Here is an 18,031-nt window from a genome sequence, read left to right on the forward strand (position 1 = left end):
GTCGTGGCCGGTCGGCACCTATGCGAGGAGGCCCGACGCCTTCCACAGCCGGCGCCCCACGCCCCGCAGCACACCGATGTCGTCGAGGAAGTCCGTCAGCTTCTTCGAGCCCGTCTGCATGACCTCCCGCCGGTGTCCGCTCGCCTGCATCTGGGCCACCGCCTCCCGTTTGTCGAGCCCCACATTCGTGTAGACCTCGGGGTTCACGAAGGCGATGGAGAAGATACGGGCGAACTCACCCGACGTCACCCGGGTGAACTCCTGGGACCACCTGGGCGCGGTCACCATCTGGCGCCTCAACTCCTCGCGGGCGTACCGCACATGGCGGGCCTCCTCCACCACGTGGATGCGGGTCACACCCCGCACCAGCGGCTGCACCCGCTCGTCCGGGAACGTCAGCCGCTGCATCCAGTCGAGGACCTCCTCGCCGAGCAGCGTGGCCGTGAAGGAACCGGGGGTGGTGGAGATCGTCTTGAACAGCCGCCCCAGGTTCTGGTGGGCCCGGCTCACCGGATACCAGGGTGTGTCGCCGCGGGAGATCAGCCGCGCGAACATCTTGGAGTGCCGGCACTCGTCCTCGATCTCGGTGAGCGCGTAGCGGACGTGCGCGCTGGTGGCCGCCTTGTCGTAGATGTGCCGGACGAGCAACTGCATCAGGATCAGTTCGAACCAGATGCCGAGCGAGGCGAGCGCGGCGGCCTCGTGCTGCGAGAGGAGGATGCGCTGCTCCTCGCCCATGCGCTTCCACAGCGGGGTGTCGTACAGCGAGACCAGCTCCGGCGGCCAGAACCACTTGCCGTCCTCGAAGGGCGCGTTCCAGTCCAGTTCCTTGTCGGGGTCGAAGGAGTGCTTGGCGGAGGAGGCGAGCAGTCGCTCGGCCACCTGCTCACGGTCCTTGAGCAGCCCGAGTGCGTCACGCAGCCCGTCGACCGCGTCGGCTTCGGTCAGGGTCGTCATGGTTCTCCCACCTCGCGCATCGGCGTGTTACCCGGGGTCACATCCTCCGAAGTCTTATGAGACTGCTTGTCAGCAAGCTCGTCAATCCCCTTTGCGGGACTTGTTGGTCGGGCAGGGGTTCGTTCGCGGGTACGGTTCTGGAGTGTCCATGCCACCGCCGCAGCAGCCCCCATATCCTCAACAGCCGTACGGGCAGCCCCCGTACGGGCAACCGCCCTATGGGCAACAGCCCTACGGCTGGGGTGCTCCTCCGCCCGTGTTCCCGCCGCCCAAGAAGCGCAGGGTGGGGCTCGTCGTGGCGCTCGCCCTGATCGGTGAGCGGGTCGAAAGCGGCTTTCCCGAGGCCGACTTCACGTTGACGTTGCCGAAGACGCTGATAGACGGCCGGTTCGAACTCGCCGCCGACCTCTCCGACACCGAGGGGCAGAAGATCGAGCAGGAGGCGGACGGGGCCTGGGACGCGAAGGACACCGTGGGAGTGGTGGGCACCTACGCCCTGAACGGCGACGCGACCAAGGGCACGCTGGCGCTCTCGGGGATGTACGGCCGCTTCAAGAACACGGACGACGCCCGTGAGGGCATGCTGAGGGGCGCCGGCCAGGCCACCGGGGTCACCGTCGCCGTGCCGCGCAAGGACTTCGCCGAAGGGGGTGTCACGATCTCCTGCGAGGTGATCACCCAGCGGCGGTCCGGCGTGGAGATCACCTACCCGACGTGTGCCTGGGCGGACGGCAACACGGCGGCCGCCGTCGCCTGGACGACGCAGAAGAACCTCACCCAGGACCCCGCGGACGTGGATCTGGCGTTCTCGGCGAAGATGACCTCGCAGGTCCGCTCCGAGACCCGCAAGGCCATCCATTGACCGATCGCGGCGCCGCCTAGACCGAACAGCCCAGCCCCTCCGGGATGTCGACCGGTGCCACCGGCTCCGCCCCCTGCGCCGGGAACGACGTCCGCAGCGTGAACGCGTACGGGGTCGGGCCGTGCGCCCGCAGGTGCAGCAGCCGGTCCTCGGCCTCCGACACGGTCGGGCGGTGGCCCGTCGGGACCCACCACAGGACCGCCATCGCCTCCCGCATCCGCTCGAACCACTCGCGGCGGCGGGCCAGCAACTCCCTGTGCTGTCCTTGGTACATGAACGCGGTCAGGGCGTTCGTGTCGCGCCACGTCGACATGTTGATGATCAGCCAGTCGTCGCCGAGGACGGGAACGTCGGTCGCGTTGCCGCTCTCGGACTGAAGGCGCCAGACGAAACCCTCGGCCGTGTCGGCGACGGCGTTCACCGGATCGAGGGCGTCCACGAAGTCCTTCAACTCCGGGGAGTCCAGCGGGAATCGGAGACGTGAGACGTTGACCTGGGCGAGCTGGTACGGACGCGTCAGGGGTTGAGTCATATACCGAACGGTAGGTCGGGCGGGGTGGCTCCCGGTACCCCCGTCTCACGAACCGAGAACCGCCTCCATCACCGCCTTGGCGATCGGCGCCGCGTCCCCGCCCCCGCTGATCTCCCCCCGGTCCGCCGACGCGTCCTCCACCACCACCGCGACCGCCACCTTCGCCTCCATGTCCCGCTCGCCCTGCGCCCAGGACACGAACCAGGCATACGGCGTACCGGAGTTGCCGATGCCGTGCTGCGCGGTGCCGGTCTTGCCGCCGACGGTCGCGCCGGGGATCGCCGCGTTGGTGCCGGTGCCCTCGGTGACCACGTCCTCCATGAGTTCCCTCATCCGTACGGCGGTCGAGGGATGCATCGCCTGCCGGACGGGCCGCGAGCCCGCCGTCGACACCGTCGCGCCACCGCGCCGCGTCGTGCGTTCCACCAGATACGGCTCCCGCACCTGCCCGCCGTTCGCGACCGCCGCCGCGACCATCGCCATCTGCAAGGGCGTGGCCCGCGTGTTGTACTGCCCGATCGACGACAGCGCCAACTGGGCCTTGTCCAGCGAGGTGTCGAAGGTGCTGGGGGAGACCGCGAACGGGATCTTCACGCCGGTGTCGTTGAAGCCGAACGCCTCCGCCGTGGCGCTCATGTCCCGCACGCCGACATCCACGCCGAGCTTCGCGAACACCGTGTTGCACGACCACTCGAAGGCGGAGCGGAGCGGTGCGTCCACGCACCCGTCGCCCTCGTTCGTCAGCGTCGTCGTCGTGCCGGGCAGGGTGTACGGGTCGGGGGAGTCGGTCGCCGCGTCCAGGTCGCTCACCACCCCCGCGTCCAGCGCCGCCGCCGCGGTGACCACCTTGAACGTCGAACCCGGCGGATACGTCTGCCGCACCGCCCGGTTGAGCATCGGCTTCGCCGCGTCGGCGTTCAGCCGGGCCCAGGCACGGCTCGCGGCACGGCCGTTGCCCGACAGGGCCCCGGGGTCGTAGGACGGCGTGGAGACCAGCGCGAGGACGCGGCCGGTCGACGGCTCGATCGCGGCGACCGCGCCGGTGCGCGCGCCGAGTCCGTCGTAAGCCGCCCGCTGCGCGGCCCTGTTGAGGGTGGTGACGACATCGCCGCCGGGGTTCTGCGCGCGGGTCAGGTCGTTCCACAGAGGGAAGGGCGAGAGCATCGAGTCGGTGCCGGAGAGGATGCCGTCCTCGGAGTGCTCCAGGAAGGTCGTGCCGTACTCCTGCGAGGCGAAGCCGGTGACCGGCGCGTACAACGGGCCGTCCTTGTACGTCCGTTCGTAGCGGAGCTGCTCGCGGGAGTCGCGGGAGCCGGTGACCGCTCTGCCGCCGACGAGGATGGCGCCGCGCGGCTGGTCGTAACGGGCGATGCTGTGGCGGCGGTTGGCGGGATTGCCGTCGTAGGTCCGGGACTGGAAGATCTGGATGCGGGTGGCGTTCACCAGCAGGGCCAGCAGAAGCAGGGTGCAGAAGGCCGCCGCCAGGCGGATGTGGCGGGTCATGGAGTCGGTCACGCGGCCACCTCGATGTCGTACGGACGGCGGGCCGAGTCGCTGACCCGGATCAGCAGGGCCACGATCGCCCAGTTGGTGACGACCGAGGAGCCGCCCTGGGCGAGGAAGGGCATCGCCATGCCGGTGAGCGGGATCAGGCCGGTCACCCCGCCCGCGATCACGAACACCTGGAGCGCGACGATCGAGGCGAGGCCGACCGCGAGCAGCCGGCCGAAGGGGTCGCGGAGAGCCAGGCCGGCCCGGTAGCCGCGCTCCACGAGCAGGCCGTAGAGGATGAAGATCGCCAGGAGGCCGGACAGGCCGAGTTCCTCGCCCGCCGTCGCGAGGATGAAGTCCGACTTCGCGGCGAAGCCAATGAGGACGGAGTGGCCCAGGCCCAGGCCCGTGCCGAGCAGGCCGCCGGCCGCGAACGCAAAAAGGGACTGGGCGAGTTGGTTCGGCCCCTGGCCCGCGTCGATCGAGGCGAAGGGGTGCAGCCAGTCGAGGACGCGGCTGTGGACGTGGGGTTCGAGCCGGCCGACCGCGACCGCGCCGAGGGCCGCGAGCAGCAGGCCGACCGCGATCCAGCCGGTGCGGCCGGTGGCGACGTAGAGAAGGGTCACGAACAGGCCGAAGAAGAGGAGTGAGGTGCCGAGGTCGCGTTCCAGGATCAGGACGCCCACGCTCAGCAGCCAGATCGCGACGATCGGGCCGAGCACCCGGCCGGTGGGGAGCGTCAGGCGCCAGACGCGGCGGCCCGTGTAGGCGAGCGCGTTGCGGTTGGCCGCCAGATAGGCGGCGAAGAAGATCGCGAGCAGCACCTTCGCGAACTCGCCCGGCTGGATGGAGAATCCGGCGATCCGGATCCAGATCCGGGCGCCGTTCACGGCCGGGAAGAAGACCGGGAGGGTGAGCAGGGCGAGGGCGGCGGCCACGCAGACGTAGGCGTAGCGCTGGAGGACGCGGTGGTCGCGCAGGGCCAGGACCACGACGATGAAGAGGGCAACGCCCAGCGTTGACCACACCAGTTGGGTGGGGGCCGCCCGGTCGCCCGGGGTCTCCAGGTCGAGCCGGTAGATCAGGACCAGGCCGAGGCCGTTGAGGAGCACGCCGATCGGCAGCAGGAGGGGGTCGGCGTACGGGGCCCGCAGGCGCACCGCGCAGTGCGCCAGCAGGGCGAGCACGCCGAGCCCGGCGCCGTAGCCGGCGGCGCCGGGCGGGACCGTGCCGTGTCTGGCGAGACCCACAGCGCAGTAGCCGTACACGGAGAGCAGGACGGCCACGACGATGAGGGTGAGTTCGATGCCACGGCGCCGGGGGAGGCGTACAGCGGGTGTGGGAGGGTCCGCTGTCACGGTGGTTCCGGCGTTGGTCATGTCCGGAACTTACCCAAATGGGACGGGTTGTGTGCCTTGGGCGTGGAGTGTGTCTCGCCCGTCAGCACCAGCGGGGCGCGGGTCCGATGTTGTCGATGTAGCGCGCCGAACCCCAGGCCCAGGTGCCGTCCGTGAGGAGGTACCAGAGGTTGTTGCCCTGGACGTTGGAGCCGCGGGTCTTGCAGAAGATCGAGACGTGCTCGCCGCGGTGGGCGTACCGGATGATCCTGCTGCCGCGGTCCGGGCGGGAGCGCAGGGCCAGTTGGCTCGCCGTGACGACGCCCCGGTACAGGCGCTGGTTGTCGTCGTGGTCGCCGTGCTCGTCGTGGTCGCCGCGGCCGTCGAAGCTGTCGGCGTTCTGCCGGCCGTCGTCGCCCTGGTTCCAGCCGTCGTCCTGGCGGCTGACGCCCGGGTCTTCGTCGCCCCAGTCGTCGTCGGCCACGGCGGGCGTGACGGCGGCGGCGGTGACGAGCGCACCGGCGGCGACCGCTATACCGAGGCGGCGGAGGGAGAGGCTGAGGGGCATGGAGTACCTCCAGAAATGGGGCGAAGCTGACTAATCGCCACACTAGGAGGGGTTCGCACGGGGCGCTTCTCACACTGCGCCATCAGGGCCCCGGCCCGGTCGCTGAGGCAGTGTCAGGGTGGCCAGCGCCCCGCCGTCCTCCGCCGCGTTCGTGAACTCCAGCCGCGCGCCCAGCACCTCCGCCTGCCCCGACGCGATGGTCAGCCCCAGGCCGTGCCCCCGCGCCCCGCCCTCCGTGCGGAACCGCTGCGGCCCGTGCTCCACCAGGTACTCCGGATACCCGTCCCCGTGGTCCCGCACGGTCACCACCGGCCCGTCCACGGTCAGCACGACCGGCCCCCGCCCGTGCTTGTGCGCGTTGGCGACCAGATTCCCGAGCACCCGCTCAAGGCGCCGCCGGTCCGTCTCCACCCACTCGTCCCGTACGACCCTGATCCCGGTGTCCGTCCCCGAGCCCCGCACGACCCGCTCGGCCACCGCCCCCAGCCGCTCGGTGTCCAGCTCCAGTCTCTCCCGCCGGGTGTCCAGCCGGGAGATCTCCAGCAGGTCCTCGGTGAGCGTGCGCAGCGCGGCCACCCGGTCGCGCACCAGCTCGGTCGGCCGCCCCGGCGGCAGCAGTTCGGCCGCCGCGTGCAGCCCGGTCAGCGGGGTCCGCAGCTCGTGCGCCACGTCCGCGGTGAACCGCTGCTCGGTCAGCAGCTTGCCCTGCAACGACGCGGCCATGGTGTCCAGCGCGGCGGCCACCGCGGCCACCTCGTCCTGGGGCAAGGTCGCGTCCTTCGTACGGGGATCGTCGACCCGCGCATCCAGGTCACCGGCGCTGATCCGCCGGGCCACCTGGGCGGTCCCGTGCAGCCTGCGTGTCACCCGGGTCACCGCGAACGCGCCGACCAGCAGGGTCGCCCCGATCGCCAGCGCCGAGGACCACACGATCGCCCGGTCGAGTCCGGCGATGGTGTCGGCGCCCTGCGAGTAGTCGACCGCCACGGCCAGCACCCGGCCGCCGTCGGCCGGGCCCGCCGCCCACATCGTCGGGCGCCCCCGGCGCTTGCCGACCATCGTGCCGCGCTCCCCGGTCGCCGCCAGCTCCCGCAGCGGCACGGGCAGGTTCTCGGGATCGACGCCCGCGCCGTGGACCAGCGAGTCCCCGGCCTCGTACTGCGTCGTCGCCGTCCGCAGCCGCGACAGCGCCAGCTCACGGGCCTGGCCCACGGTCCGGTCGGTCACCGAGACATGCACGAGGACGCCGAGCAGGGCGGCCAGCGCACAGCACATCACGGTGATGAACACGGCGGACTTGAAGGCGAGGGTCCCGGCCCACCGGGGCAGCGCGGGCCGTCTCACGGGGACGCCGAGGGTGTGGGGGTGGCACGCCGGACACCGTGTTTGCGGCCGCCGGTGTGCAGGAACTCGTCGTGCGTCAGCAGCATCGCCTTCTGGTCGGCGTCCCAGGTCCACTGCACGCGGTACTCGTACCCCGCCAGCTCCGACGGCGAGCGGATGATCACCGAGTGCCCGGCCAGCTCGACCCCGCTCACCGCGTCGTCGTTGGCCATGACCTGCACCAGCCGGTGCTTCTCGACGGTGTAGACCCGCACGGCCGTCATCTTCGTGGGCAGCAGCCGGAAGCCCAGCGTCAGGTCGTCCCGTCCGTCGCCGGTCAGATCGCGGTAGTACGGCTTGAGGACGGGACAGCGGTTCCGGTCCTGGCCCTTCGCACAGTCGGCGATCCGCTCGGCGGTTCCCCGGTACGGTGCCTTCGACCCGTCGTAGTCACTCGGGTTCGCGGCGATCTCGGCCCGTACGACGGCGAAGGGATCCACTTTGCGGATGTCGTCGCCGGGGACGGTGACGCCCTTCACGGTCTGGGTGTCCGCCTCGTCGAAGTCGTAGGCGGGGGAGGCGGCGGGCGACAGATCCGGCCAGAGCCGGGCCGGACTGGTCGCCGTCGGGGTCGCCCCCGCGCCACGCAGCGCGCCGGTGTCACCGCAGGCCGCGGCGGTCGCGAGGAGCAGGGCGACGGCGGCGGTGGCGCGGAGGGGGCGACGAGGCGGCACTGTTCTCCTGGCGAGGTGCTGGTGCTGGTGCTGGTGCTGGTGCGGGACCGGGCCCGCGGGACCCGTACACCCTATTCGTACGGAAGTCCTTTTTGTTCGCGCGCGTGAGTGGGTCGGGGGAAACGATTACTCGGCCAGTTCCTCCAGCAGCCGGGCCGTGGGCAGTCCCGCCCGCAGGTACTCGACGAAGAGGTCGTTGTGCAGCGCCCAGGGCGAGCGGCGGGAACGGATCAGCCGGATCGCCTCCTCGGTGGAGTGCCCCCGGCGGACCAGCGCGTGCGCGACGACCAGCCCCGACCTGTTGTAGCCGTGATAGCAGCGGACGAGGACCTTCCGCCCCTCGTCCAGCGCGTCGCAGGCGGCCAGCGCCAGCCGCATCACGCCGGCGAGCTGCGTCCCGTCCAGCGGCCCGTCCGGAATCGGCCACACATGATGCTCGACACCGCTGTCGGGCCCGTGCCCCGGCAGTCGCAGCAGCGTCTGCACGAGGTCGAACTCGTCCCGCGCCACCGCGAACTCCAGTTGCCCCGAACGCCCCCTGAACTCGTGTCCGCCCATCCACAGACCGGGTGTGATCTCGCTCCACGGACTGTCCGGAGCGGGTACGTCGGGTTGCTTCCTGCGCGTCCGCAACGGCGCCTCCCCAAGGCACAGCGACTGACCCAAAGGTAACCGGGTTCTTGCCCCTTGAGCACCCCGCCTGTTCCCATGGTCGAGGGGTGATGGTGCATGAGCGGACTGCGCATCGTACCGACCTGGCGCCATGGTCAGGAACGGCTGTACGTCTGTCGCACGGACGGAAGGAACGTCGCCTGGTACGACAGGGAGGCGGCCCGGATCAACCTGCTGAGCGAGGACCGAAGAGAGGACGTCCTGCACGCCCTCGGCCCCTTCATCACCGGCCCGGTCACGGTGGGCCCGCCCCCGGTGCCGACGCCCGCGGAACTCGCGCGGCTCAGCCTCCACCCGGACGACGACCTGGCCCCCAACCGCCCCGGCGAGGCGCTCCACGTGGCCCTCGACCGGGACCCGGGCCCGCAGCACCGCCTCCGTCCCGACGCCCGCCGCCGCGCCCTGACCGCCGAACAGGCCGTCGGCGAGGCCCTGGACGACCTCGACGGCGCCGGCTGGCACGCCCTCCACTCGATCCCGCTCCCCGGCGGCGACCGCCTCCACCACCTGGCGATCGGCCCCGGCGGGCTCTTCGCGCTGCACACGCTGTACGCCCGTAAACAACGCGTCCGGATCGCCGACCCCATGGTCCAGGTGGGCCGCCGCGACCCGCTCCCGCTGCTCCGCCGCGTCCGCGCCGACGCGGACCGGGCGTCCTACGCCCTCACCGCCGAGGTCCACCCGGTCCTCGCCCTGGCCGGCCCGACGGACGTCTCGGTGACGGCTCCGCTGCGCGAGGTGCGCGTACTCCAGGACACGGAACTGTCCGGACTGGCAAGAGCGGGAGGGGTGTTGAAGCCGGCGGACGTGGAGGCGCTGCACGCGATGGCGCGGGATCGGCATACGTGGGGGCGGGTGTGAGGGGCATGGCTTCTTGACTCAGGGAATCGTCAATTACAGATTGACGATGAGGTGGCGTCAATTTAAAGTTGACGCATGAGTCCACTCGACATCAGCCTCGCCGACCTGATCGCCCGACTCGACGAGGAACTCCCGGAAGCGGGCGAGCTGGCCCGCGTCAGTGAAGCGCGCCTGCGCGCCCAGACCCTGTCCGACCTCGGTGACCAGCTCATCGACCACTACGTCAGCAAGGCCAAGCGGACCGGTGCGTCCTGGACCGAGATCGGCGACGCCATCGGGGTGTCCAAGCAGGCCGCCCAGCAACGCCACGCACCCGGCCCCTTCGAGCGCTACACCAACCTGAACCGGCACAGCATCGTGCTGGCGCAGGAGGCGGCCCGCACGCACAAGCACGACTCCATCGGCACCGAACACCTCCTGCTCGGCCTGCTCGGCGAACCGCGGGGGCTGGCCTACGAGGTGCTGATCGCGAAGGCGGGCTCGGAGCAACGCGTCCGCGACGCGATCGGGGAGGCGCTGCCCCCGGCCGGTGAAAAGGCGCTGCGGGGCCACATCCCGTTCCGCCCGGAAACCAAGGACTCCATCGGCCAGGCCCGCCGCGCCGCAGCCGACCTCGGCCACGACTGGGTCGGCACGGAACACACCCTCCTGGGCCTGATCCGCGTCGAGGAGAGCCCGGCCGCCCGGATCCTCCGCAACCTCGGCTTCACCCCGGACGGCCTTCAGGAGATGGTCAGCGCCGGGATCGCGGAGCGGCCGGCGGCCCGCGACAAGCGGTAACCGAACGATCGACCGTGACGGGAGACCGGGTCGACACGGCCTCCCTGGCGGGTACTCCAGCATGCGACCCTCACGGCACCACCCCCGCCCTCCCCCCACCCACCAACGGCGCCAACAAATCCCCGTACTCCCCCAGCCGTTCCCCCATGTCCGGTGCCAGAAAGGTGAGTTGACGCGCCGACCGGCACCCCGCCACCTCCTCCCACGTCACCGGAGCCGACACCCCGGGCTCGCTCCGCGCCCGCAGGGTGTACGGCGTGGCCGTAGTCTTCCGCGCGGCGTTCTGGCTCCAGTCGACGAACACCTTCCCGGGCCGCAGGCTCCGTGTCATCCGGTGGACGACGAGCCGAGGGAGGGCCTGCTCCGCCTCCACGGCCAGTTGCTTCGCGTACTCGACGGCCCGTCCCGAAGGCGCCGGCTCCACCCCCGCCAGCAGATGCAGCCCCTTCGCCCCGGACGTCTTGACGTACGCCTCGATCCCGTCCGCCGCCAACCGCTCCCGCAGCCACAGCGCGACCTCGCAGCACTCGACGACCGTCGCCGGCGGCCCGGGATCGAGGTCGAACACCAGCCGGTCGGCATCCCCCGGCGCCCCGATCACCCACTGGGGCGTATGGAACTCGGTGACGAGGTTCGCCGCCCACATCAAGGACGCCAGATCCTGCACCAGCACCATCCGGGCCGGCCCCTCCGACCTCGGCACCTCGGCCGTGGTGACCCAGTCGGGCGTACCCGGCGGCACGTTCTTGGCGAAGAAGACCTGGCCGTCGGGCCCGTCCGGATAGCGCAGGAAGGACAGCGGCCGGTCGCGCAGATGGGGCAGCAGGACCTCGGCGGTCGTGGCGTAGTAGTGCAGGACCTCGCCCTTGGTGAAGCCGGTCGCCGGGTACAGCACCTTCTCCAGATTGCTGAGCGTGAGCCTTCGCCCCTCCACCTCTGTGATCGGCGTCATACGATGAGAATCCCACGTAAACGTGATGAATCGCCCAGAGGAAACGGAAGGTGGGTGCCGCAGGTGCGATCCATATGGAACGGCGCCATCTCCTTCGGCCTGGTCAGCATCCCGATCAAGCTGGTGAACGCGACCGAGAGCCACTCGATCTCCTTCCGCCAGATCCACACCGAGGACGGCGGCCGCATCCGCTACCGCAAGGTCTGCGAACTGGAGGACCGCGAGGTCACCCAGTCCGAGATCGGCAAGGCGTACGAGGACGCGGACGGCACGATGATCCCGATCACCGACGAGGACCTGGCCCACCTGCCGATCCCGACGGCGAAGACGATCGAGATCGTGGCCTTCGTCCCGGCCGACCGGATCGACCCGCTCCAGATGGACGCGGCGTACTACCTCTCCGCCAACGGCGTCCCCGCCGCCAAGCCGTACACCCTGCTGCGCGAGGCGCTGAAGCGGAGCCAGAAGGTGGCTATCGCGAAGTACGCGCTGCGGGGCCGCGAACGCCTGGGCATGCTGCGCGTCGTCGACGACGTGATCGCGATGCACGGCCTGCTCTGGCCGGACGAGATCCGCGCCCCCGAGGACGTCGCCCCCGACACCGGCGTCACCGTCCGCGACAAGGAACTCGACCTCGCGGACGCCCTGATGGACACCCTGGGCGAGGTCGACCTCGCCGACCTCCACGACGACTACCGCGAGGCGGTCGAGGAGATGATCGCCGCCAAGGCCTCCGGGGAACAGCCCGCGGAGTCCCCGGCCCCGGCCCGCAGCGGCAAGGTCCTCGACCTGATGGCCGCCCTGGAGAAGAGCGTCCGCGAGGCGAAGGAGTCGCGCGGCGAGGGGACGGGGGAGAAGGCCGAGGTCAGACCGCTCTCGCCGCGCGCGACCCCCAAACAGGCCACCGGCAAGAAGTCGACCTCCACGGCGACGAAGAAGACGGCGGCGAAGAAGTCCACGACTCCCGCGTCGGCGTCGACGAAGAAGACGACACAGGGCAAGAAGAAGACCGCCACCAAGAAGACCCCGGCGAAGAAGGCGGCCCCGCGCAAGCGCACCGCGTGAGCCACCTCTTCCCCTGTCGGTCAGATCACCCGCCGCAACGCCAGCACCGCGTTGTGCCCCCCGAACCCGAACGAGTTGCTGAGAGCGAGGTCGCCGCCCCCGGGCAACTCCCGCACCGCCCCCGTCACCACATCCAGCCCGATCGCCTCGTCCAACTCCCCGCTCCCCACGGTCGGCGGCACCACCCCGTGATGCAGCGTGAGGACGGTCGCCACGGCCTCGACCCCGCCCGCCGCACCCTGCAGATGTCCGAGATGTCCCTTGAGTGCGGTGACGGGAAGGGCCCGCCGCCCGAACACGGCCCGCAGCGCCCCCGCCTCGGCGAGATCGCCCTCGACCGTCGCCGTGGCATGCGCGTTCACATGGACGACGTCCACGACATGCCCGCCCGCGTCCCGCACCGCCCGCCGCACCGCGAGCGCGACCCCGGCCCCCGAGGGATCGGGAGCCGCCATGTGGTGCGCGTCGGCGGACAGTCCCCACCCGGCGGCCTCGCAGTAGATCCGCGCTCCACGCGCGCGTGCGTGCTCCTCGGCCTCGAGGACGAGCACCCCCGCGCCCTCCCCGTTCACGAACCCGTCCCGGTCCTTCCCGAACGGCCGGGACGGCGACGAACCGTCCGCCACCCCGCGCGTGGACAAGGCCCGCATCGCGGCGAACGACGCCATGATCGCCGGCGTGACGACCGCCTCGGCCCCGCCCGCGAGGGCGACGTCGACACGGCCGTACCGTATGCGGTCGATGGCCGCCCCTATCGCCTCGGTGCCGGAGGCGCACGCGGCGGTGACCGTGCGGGCCTCGCCGGTGATGTGCAGGTCGAGGGAGACCTGGGAGGCGGCCTGCGAGGGCACGGTCATGGGCGTGGTGAGCGGTGAGACGGAACGCCCGTCCCTGAGGCGGCGGTCGGCGCCGACGAGTACGGACGCGTCCCCGAGGATCGCCCCGAGGCTGACGCCGACCCGTTCGGGATCGAGCCCGCTCTCCCGGGTGCCCCCGGCCACGAACCCGGCGTCGCCCCACGCCTCCCGCGCGGCGAGCACGGCGAACTGCGCGCCCCGGTTCATCCGCCGCGCCGCCTGACGCGGCAGCAGCTCCGCCGGGTCGACGGGCACGGTGCCGGCCACCCGCACGGGCAGTTCCGCGAACTCCTCGCCGTCCAGCTCCCGGATCCCGTGCCGGCCGTCGAGCAGCCCCCGCCACAGCTCGTCGACCCCGACCCCGAGCGGTGTGACGGCACCGAGCCCGGTGACCACGACCCGCCGCGGCCCGTGCGCGGTCACCTCCCGCTCCGGCCGCGGATAGTGCCGTACGACACACTCCTCGTCCGCCCGCCCCCGTATCTCGGCGTCGGAGGCGACCTCCCCCGAGCCCCCGTCTAGGTCGCGGTGCCACACACCCCAACGCCGTTCGTACGACAGCTCGTCGGCCCCCGGATCGACCACCCGCAGCGAGGTCACCCGGTCGCCGTCATGGAACTCGACGCCGGCCAGGTCGTCGGAGACGAGCCGCGGCACGGCCCCGACATCCAGTCGCCGGCCCGCGCTGGTCACCCGGCGGTCCCGGCCGAGCACCTCGTCGCGGTCGGTCCCGCCGAGCGGCGGCCGCAGGGTGACCCGGATCGTCTCGGGCGTCTCGGGGAGGGTGTGGGTCACGACGTACCAGCAGGCGCGCTCGGCGTCGTCGGGGGTCAGGGCGATGAGGTCGCCCGGGATGACTTCGGCGGCGGTCACCGGGTGGGGAGCGAAGGGGACTTGCGGCGAATCGGATGAATGGGACATATCTCTACACGCCTCCTGGGGACGGAACGGGCTTATGCCCTGCGGCAAGCCATCCCGAGTGAACTGGACGAAACCGGAAAATGCCACGGTTGAAAGGTGAACCGGTTGCGGTCCGGAGGCCCTCAAGGCTCGCCCGAATAGGGCGAGTTGCCCTAGTTGATCACTGGCCTTATGTGTGGAAGGTCACTTTCGCGGCCGGCGCCCCGCCACCGTCGCACGCACTTGTTCCCTGGATTTAACGCAAGGCCCTCTGGCAACTCCCTTTCTACGCGCGTAACTTGAGCCGACTCCCCACAGGCACCGGTATCGGCAGCTACACGAAGCACGAGGAGACCGCCAGCGTGTCCAGACCCGAGGGACGCAGACCCCGCGCCCGCCGCACCGCCTACGCGCTCATATCCGTCGGTACGGCGGGAGCGTTCGCCTTCACCGCCCTGCCCGCCGCGTCCGCCACCCCGTCGGCCTCGGCCGTGATCGCCGAGGTGTACGGCGGCGGGGGCAACTCGGGGGCGACCCTGACCCGGGACTTCGTGGAACTCGGCAACGCCGGTTCCGCCGCGTACGACCTGTCGGGCTACAGCGTGCAGTACCTGCCCGGTTCGCCTTCCGCCGGCTCCACTTGGCAGGTCACCGCCCTCACCGGCGCGATCGCCCCCGGCGCCCGCTACCTCGTCGGCGAGGGCACCGGCAGCGGCGGCACCACCGCCCTGCCGACCACCGACGCCGGCGGCTCGATCGCCATGAGCGCCACCACCGGCACGATCGCCCTGGTCTCCGGCACCACCGCGCTGACCTGCAAGACCGCCGCGGACTGCGCGGCCGACCCCAGCGTCGTCGACCTCACGGGCTACGGCACCGCGGTCGTCCGCGAGGGCAGCGGCCCGGCCACCGGCGCCTCCAACACCGCGTCCGTCGCCCGCGCCGACTCCCTCGCGGACACCGACGACAACGCGGCGGACCTCACCGCGGGCACCCCGACCCCGGTCAACTCGGCGGGCCAGACGCCCGGTTCGGGCGACGGCGGCGACGACGGCGGCTCGCCGACCGACCCCGGCACCGTCCGCGTCCACGACATCCAGGGCACGACCCGCCTCTCGCCGTACGCCGGCCAGACGGTCACCCGCGTCCCGGGCATCGTCACCGGCGTCCGCAGCAGCGGCTCCCTCGGCTACTGGATCCAGGACCCGACCCCCGACACCGACCCGCGCACCAGCGAGGCCGTCTTCGTCTACACCGGCTCCGCCAAGCCCACCGTCGCGGTCGGCGACTCGGTCCTGGTCACCGGCAAGGTCAGCGAGTACTACCCGAGCAGCACCAGCCAGTCGAACACCGAGATCGGCGGCCCGACGACCACCGTCCTCTCCAGCGGCAACGCGCTGCCGGACGCCGTGACCCTGGACGCCACCTCGGTCCCCGACGCCTACATCCCGACCGCGTCCGGCGGCAGCATCGAGTCCCTCGCCCTCCAACCCACCGTCTACGCCCAGGACTTCTACGAATCCCTGGAGGGCATGAGGGTCACGTTCGCCGACGCCCGCGTGGTCGGCGCCTCGGACGCCTACGGCGAACTGTGGGTCACGGTGAAGCCGGACGAGAACGCGACGTCCCGCGGCGGCACGCTCTACTCCTCCTACGACCAGCCCAACACGGGCCGTATAGAGGTGATGTCGCTCGACACGACGTCAACCTTCCCCGCAGCCAACGTGGGTGACGAACTGTCAGGTGCCACGACCGGCCCCCTCGACTACTCCACCTATGGCGGTTACAACGTCCAGGCCACCCAGCTCGGCACCCTCGTCGACAACGGCCTGAAGCAGGAGGTGACCCGCCGTCAGAAGAAGGACGAGCTGGCGGTCGCCACGTACAACGTCGAGAACCTGGACGCGCTCGACGTCCAGGAGAAGTTCGACCGGCTCGCCGAGGGCGTCGCAGTCAACCTCGACTCGCCCGACATCGTGGCCCTGGAGGAGATCCAGGACGACAACGGCGCCACCGACGACGGCACGGTGACGGCCGAGGCCACCCTCAAGCGCTTCACGGACGCGGTCCGCGCGGCCGGTGGCCCGGCCTACAAGTGGCGCTACATCTCGCCGACCAACGACCAGGACGGCGGCGAGCCCGGCGGCAACATCCGCCAGGTCTTCCTCTTCAACCCCAAGCGGGTCTCCTTCACCGACCACACCGGCGGCGACGCGACCACCGCCACCAGCGTGGTGAAGACCCGCAGGGGCGTCGAACTCACCTACTCCCCGGGCCGTATCGACCCGACCAACGCGGCCTGGGACGACAGCCGCAAGCCCCTGGTCGGCGAGTTCACCTTCCAGGGCGAGCAGGTCTTCGTCGTCGCCAACCACTTCATCTCCAAGGGCGGCGACCAGCCCATCCACGGCCGCTACCAGCCCCCGGCCCGCAGCTCGGAGACCCAGCGCGCGGCCCAGGCGGCGGAGGTCAACACCTTCGTCAAGTCCCTGCTGGCGGCGGACAAGAACGCCAAGGCGATCGTCCTGGGCGACCTGAACGACTACGAGTTCTCGCAGACCGTCACCACCCTGACGGCCGGCAACGTCCTCAAGCCCCTGATCACCACCCTGCCCGCCGCCGAGCGCTACACCTACGTCTACGACGGCAACTCCCAGACCCTGGACCACATCCTGACCAGCCCCGCGGTGACGTCGTTCGACTACGACGTCGTGCACATCAACGCGGAGTTCGCGGACCAGGCGAGCGACCACGACCCGCAGATCGTACGGATCGACGTGTCCAAGTGCCGTAGGCGCTAAGGCCGTTGAGGTCGGGTGGGGCGGGACGGCCTCGACCGTCCCGCCCCACCGCCATGACCAGCCCCACACCCACCGCCAGCCCCAGCGCGGGCAGCACCGGGAACCGCCCCTCGTAGGCGAACCCGTGCCCCGCGAACCAGATCAGCGCACCCACACTCGCGGCCAGCCCGCCCCACAACGCCCAGGCCCGGCGCGGCCGATCACCCGGCAGGGTCCGCTCGTAGACGACCGCGAGCCCACGCTCCAACGGCCGCAGCGCCACTACGACCCCCGCCAGCACGCCCCCGAGCACGGCCAGCCAGGGCACGCGCAGCGCCCACCAACTCGCCGACCCGTAGGCGGGTTCGGGCGCGAGCCCGGTGAGATAGAAAGCACCGGCGACGATCAGTACGGGCAGCATGTGCCACAGATAGAGCGTCATGCTGGCGCCGCCCAACGGCCGTACCAGCCCCCACACTCGGCCGCGCTCCAACAGCCGCCGCAGCACGGGCGCGAGGAGCAGCGCGAGCCCGGACTGCCCAACTGCCCAGGTCAGCATGGCGGCGGACGGGGGATTGGTGTTGCTGGGATGCTGCCCGGTGACGAGGATCAGACTCACCGGGAAGGGCCCGAAGCCGACGAGCACCGCGAAGCCGAGCACACCGCCCACGGCCATGCGGACCGGGACCGAGGACCGCTCAGTCACGATCCCATCCCGCCAACAGAAGCCCAACTGGTAGGCAACGCCCCACACAAGCAGATAGTCGAGCAGCCCGAGACCGGCCACATGCCCACTGACCACGAGCGTGTCGGCGACCAGGGCGACCGCCCCCATGGCCACCGGCACGCGCAGCCCCCACCGCCGATGTGCCGCGTGCAAGGCCGGAGTCAGCGCGCTGAGGAGCAGATACACCGGCAGGAACCAGAACTGCATGGCCATGGCCCACCCGACGAGCGCGAGGGTGCCCCGGTCCACCCCGGCCGCCGAGCAGATCGCCACGGCGGCCAGCACCAGCCCGCTGTACACCCCGGCGGGCAGCAGCATCCGCAACGCCCGCCGCCCCACCCACCCCGTGGCCGTACGACCCTCCGCCCGGGCCCGCGCCCAGGACCCGCCGGCCGCATGCCCACCGGCCAGAAAGAACAACGGCATGACCTGGAACCCCAGGGTCAGCCACTGGGTCCAGGGCACGGTGGCGAGCAACTCCGGTGCGCTGATGGTCCCGTCGGGCTCCCGCACCAACCCGGTGATCAGCCAGTGCCCGAACACCACCAGCACGATCGCCCACGCCCGCAGAAAGTCGACGTAGCGATCCCGGCCCCCGCTCAAGCTCCCCATGAGAGGTCATGGTGCCGTAGG

At 71.2% G+C, this 18,031-nt stretch carries 16 protein-coding genes; 5 read left to right on the plus strand and 11 right to left on the minus strand.

What is annotated here, in order from left to right:
- Positions 1-18 precede the first annotated feature (18 nt).
- Positions 19-957, minus strand: coding sequence for a diiron oxygenase (locus AB0M63_RS04970; protein WP_366018379.1), 939 nt, complete (start codon positions 955-957; stop codon positions 19-21).
- A gap of 256 nt (positions 958-1,213) precedes the next feature.
- On the opposite strand from AB0M63_RS04970, the gene AB0M63_RS04975 reads away from it, so the two are divergent.
- Positions 1,214-1,819 carry a hypothetical protein gene (locus AB0M63_RS04975; RefSeq protein WP_366018380.1) on the plus strand — a complete coding sequence of 202 codons (606 nt, stop codon included), beginning with the start codon at positions 1,214-1,216 and terminating at the stop codon, positions 1,817-1,819.
- Between the two features lie 16 nt (positions 1,820-1,835).
- Here AB0M63_RS04975 and AB0M63_RS04980 read toward each other — a convergent pair whose 3' ends face one another.
- From AB0M63_RS04980 to AB0M63_RS05010, 7 genes are all read right to left on the minus strand, one after another.
- Complete coding sequence (locus tag AB0M63_RS04980; RefSeq protein WP_366018381.1) at positions 1,836-2,351, minus strand: DUF3291 domain-containing protein; 516 nt, start codon at positions 2,349-2,351, stop codon at positions 1,836-1,838.
- A gap of 45 nt (positions 2,352-2,396) precedes the next feature.
- Positions 2,397-3,854: a penicillin-binding transpeptidase domain-containing protein gene (locus AB0M63_RS04985; protein ID WP_366018535.1), complete on the minus strand. Its 1,458-nt coding sequence runs from the start codon at positions 3,852-3,854 to the stop codon at positions 2,397-2,399.
- A gap of 8 nt (positions 3,855-3,862) precedes the next feature.
- The gene (locus AB0M63_RS04990; RefSeq protein ID WP_355911917.1) at positions 3,863-5,221 is read right to left on the minus strand and encodes an FtsW/RodA/SpoVE family cell cycle protein; all 1,359 of its coding nucleotides are present in this window, start codon (positions 5,219-5,221) and stop codon (positions 3,863-3,865) included.
- 61 nt (positions 5,222-5,282) lie between these two features.
- A complete protein-coding gene (locus AB0M63_RS04995) occupies positions 5,283-5,747 on the minus strand; it encodes an SH3 domain-containing protein (protein ID WP_366018382.1) in 465 nt (154 codons plus the stop codon).
- A gap of 69 nt (positions 5,748-5,816) precedes the next feature.
- A complete protein-coding gene (locus AB0M63_RS05000) occupies positions 5,817-7,091 on the minus strand; it encodes a HAMP domain-containing sensor histidine kinase (RefSeq protein WP_366018383.1) in 1,275 nt (424 codons plus the stop codon).
- Positions 7,088-7,804 (minus strand): hypothetical protein, encoded by a 717-nt coding sequence (locus AB0M63_RS05005; RefSeq protein WP_366018384.1) that lies wholly within the window; start codon positions 7,802-7,804, stop codon positions 7,088-7,090. The genes AB0M63_RS05000 and AB0M63_RS05005 overlap by 4 nt, the downstream gene beginning before the upstream one ends.
- Positions 7,805-7,930: 126 nt before the next feature.
- Positions 7,931-8,437 (minus strand): dual specificity protein phosphatase, encoded by a 507-nt coding sequence (locus AB0M63_RS05010; RefSeq protein ID WP_366018385.1) that lies wholly within the window; start codon positions 8,435-8,437, stop codon positions 7,931-7,933.
- Positions 8,438-8,533: 96 nt separating this feature from the next.
- Between AB0M63_RS05010 and AB0M63_RS05015 the strand changes: the two genes are divergently transcribed.
- The gene (locus tag AB0M63_RS05015) at positions 8,534-9,337 is read left to right on the plus strand and encodes a nuclease-related domain-containing protein (RefSeq protein WP_355911932.1); all 804 of its coding nucleotides are present in this window, start codon (positions 8,534-8,536) and stop codon (positions 9,335-9,337) included.
- Positions 9,338-9,412: 75 nt separating this feature from the next.
- Positions 9,413-10,117 carry a Clp protease N-terminal domain-containing protein gene (locus AB0M63_RS05020; RefSeq protein WP_366018386.1) on the plus strand — a complete coding sequence of 235 codons (705 nt, stop codon included), beginning with the start codon at positions 9,413-9,415 and terminating at the stop codon, positions 10,115-10,117.
- Between the two features lie 70 nt (positions 10,118-10,187).
- Here the strand turns inward: AB0M63_RS05020 and ligD are convergent, their stop codons facing one another.
- Positions 10,188-11,069: a non-homologous end-joining DNA ligase gene (gene ligD / locus AB0M63_RS05025; RefSeq protein WP_366018387.1), complete on the minus strand. Its 882-nt coding sequence runs from the start codon at positions 11,067-11,069 to the stop codon at positions 10,188-10,190.
- Positions 11,070-11,123: 54 nt separating this feature from the next.
- Here ligD and AB0M63_RS05030 point away from each other — a divergent pair, with 54 nt between their 5' ends.
- Positions 11,124-12,134, plus strand: a complete 1,011-nt coding sequence (locus AB0M63_RS05030) for a Ku protein (RefSeq protein ID WP_366018388.1) — start codon at positions 11,124-11,126, stop codon at positions 12,132-12,134.
- A gap of 20 nt (positions 12,135-12,154) precedes the next feature.
- Here the strand turns inward: AB0M63_RS05030 and AB0M63_RS05035 are convergent, their stop codons facing one another.
- Positions 12,155-13,912: a beta-ketoacyl-[acyl-carrier-protein] synthase family protein gene (locus AB0M63_RS05035; protein ID WP_355911944.1), complete on the minus strand. Its 1,758-nt coding sequence runs from the start codon at positions 13,910-13,912 to the stop codon at positions 12,155-12,157.
- A 395-nt stretch (positions 13,913-14,307) separates the two neighbouring features.
- Here AB0M63_RS05035 and AB0M63_RS05040 point away from each other — a divergent pair, with 395 nt between their 5' ends.
- Entirely contained in the window at positions 14,308-16,692 is a 2,385-nt protein-coding gene (locus tag AB0M63_RS05040) for an endonuclease/exonuclease/phosphatase family protein (RefSeq protein WP_366018536.1), read from the plus strand.
- Here the strand turns inward: AB0M63_RS05040 and AB0M63_RS05045 are convergent.
- Positions 16,610-18,010, minus strand: a complete 1,401-nt coding sequence (locus AB0M63_RS05045; RefSeq protein ID WP_366018389.1) for an acyltransferase — start codon at positions 18,008-18,010, stop codon at positions 16,610-16,612. The genes AB0M63_RS05040 and AB0M63_RS05045 overlap by 83 nt on opposite strands.
- Positions 18,011-18,031 lie beyond the last annotated feature (21 nt).

This window comes from Streptomyces sp. NPDC051576 (assembly GCF_040681835.1).
In the GTDB taxonomy this organism is placed as follows: Bacteria; Actinomycetota; Actinomycetes; order Streptomycetales; family Streptomycetaceae; genus Streptomyces.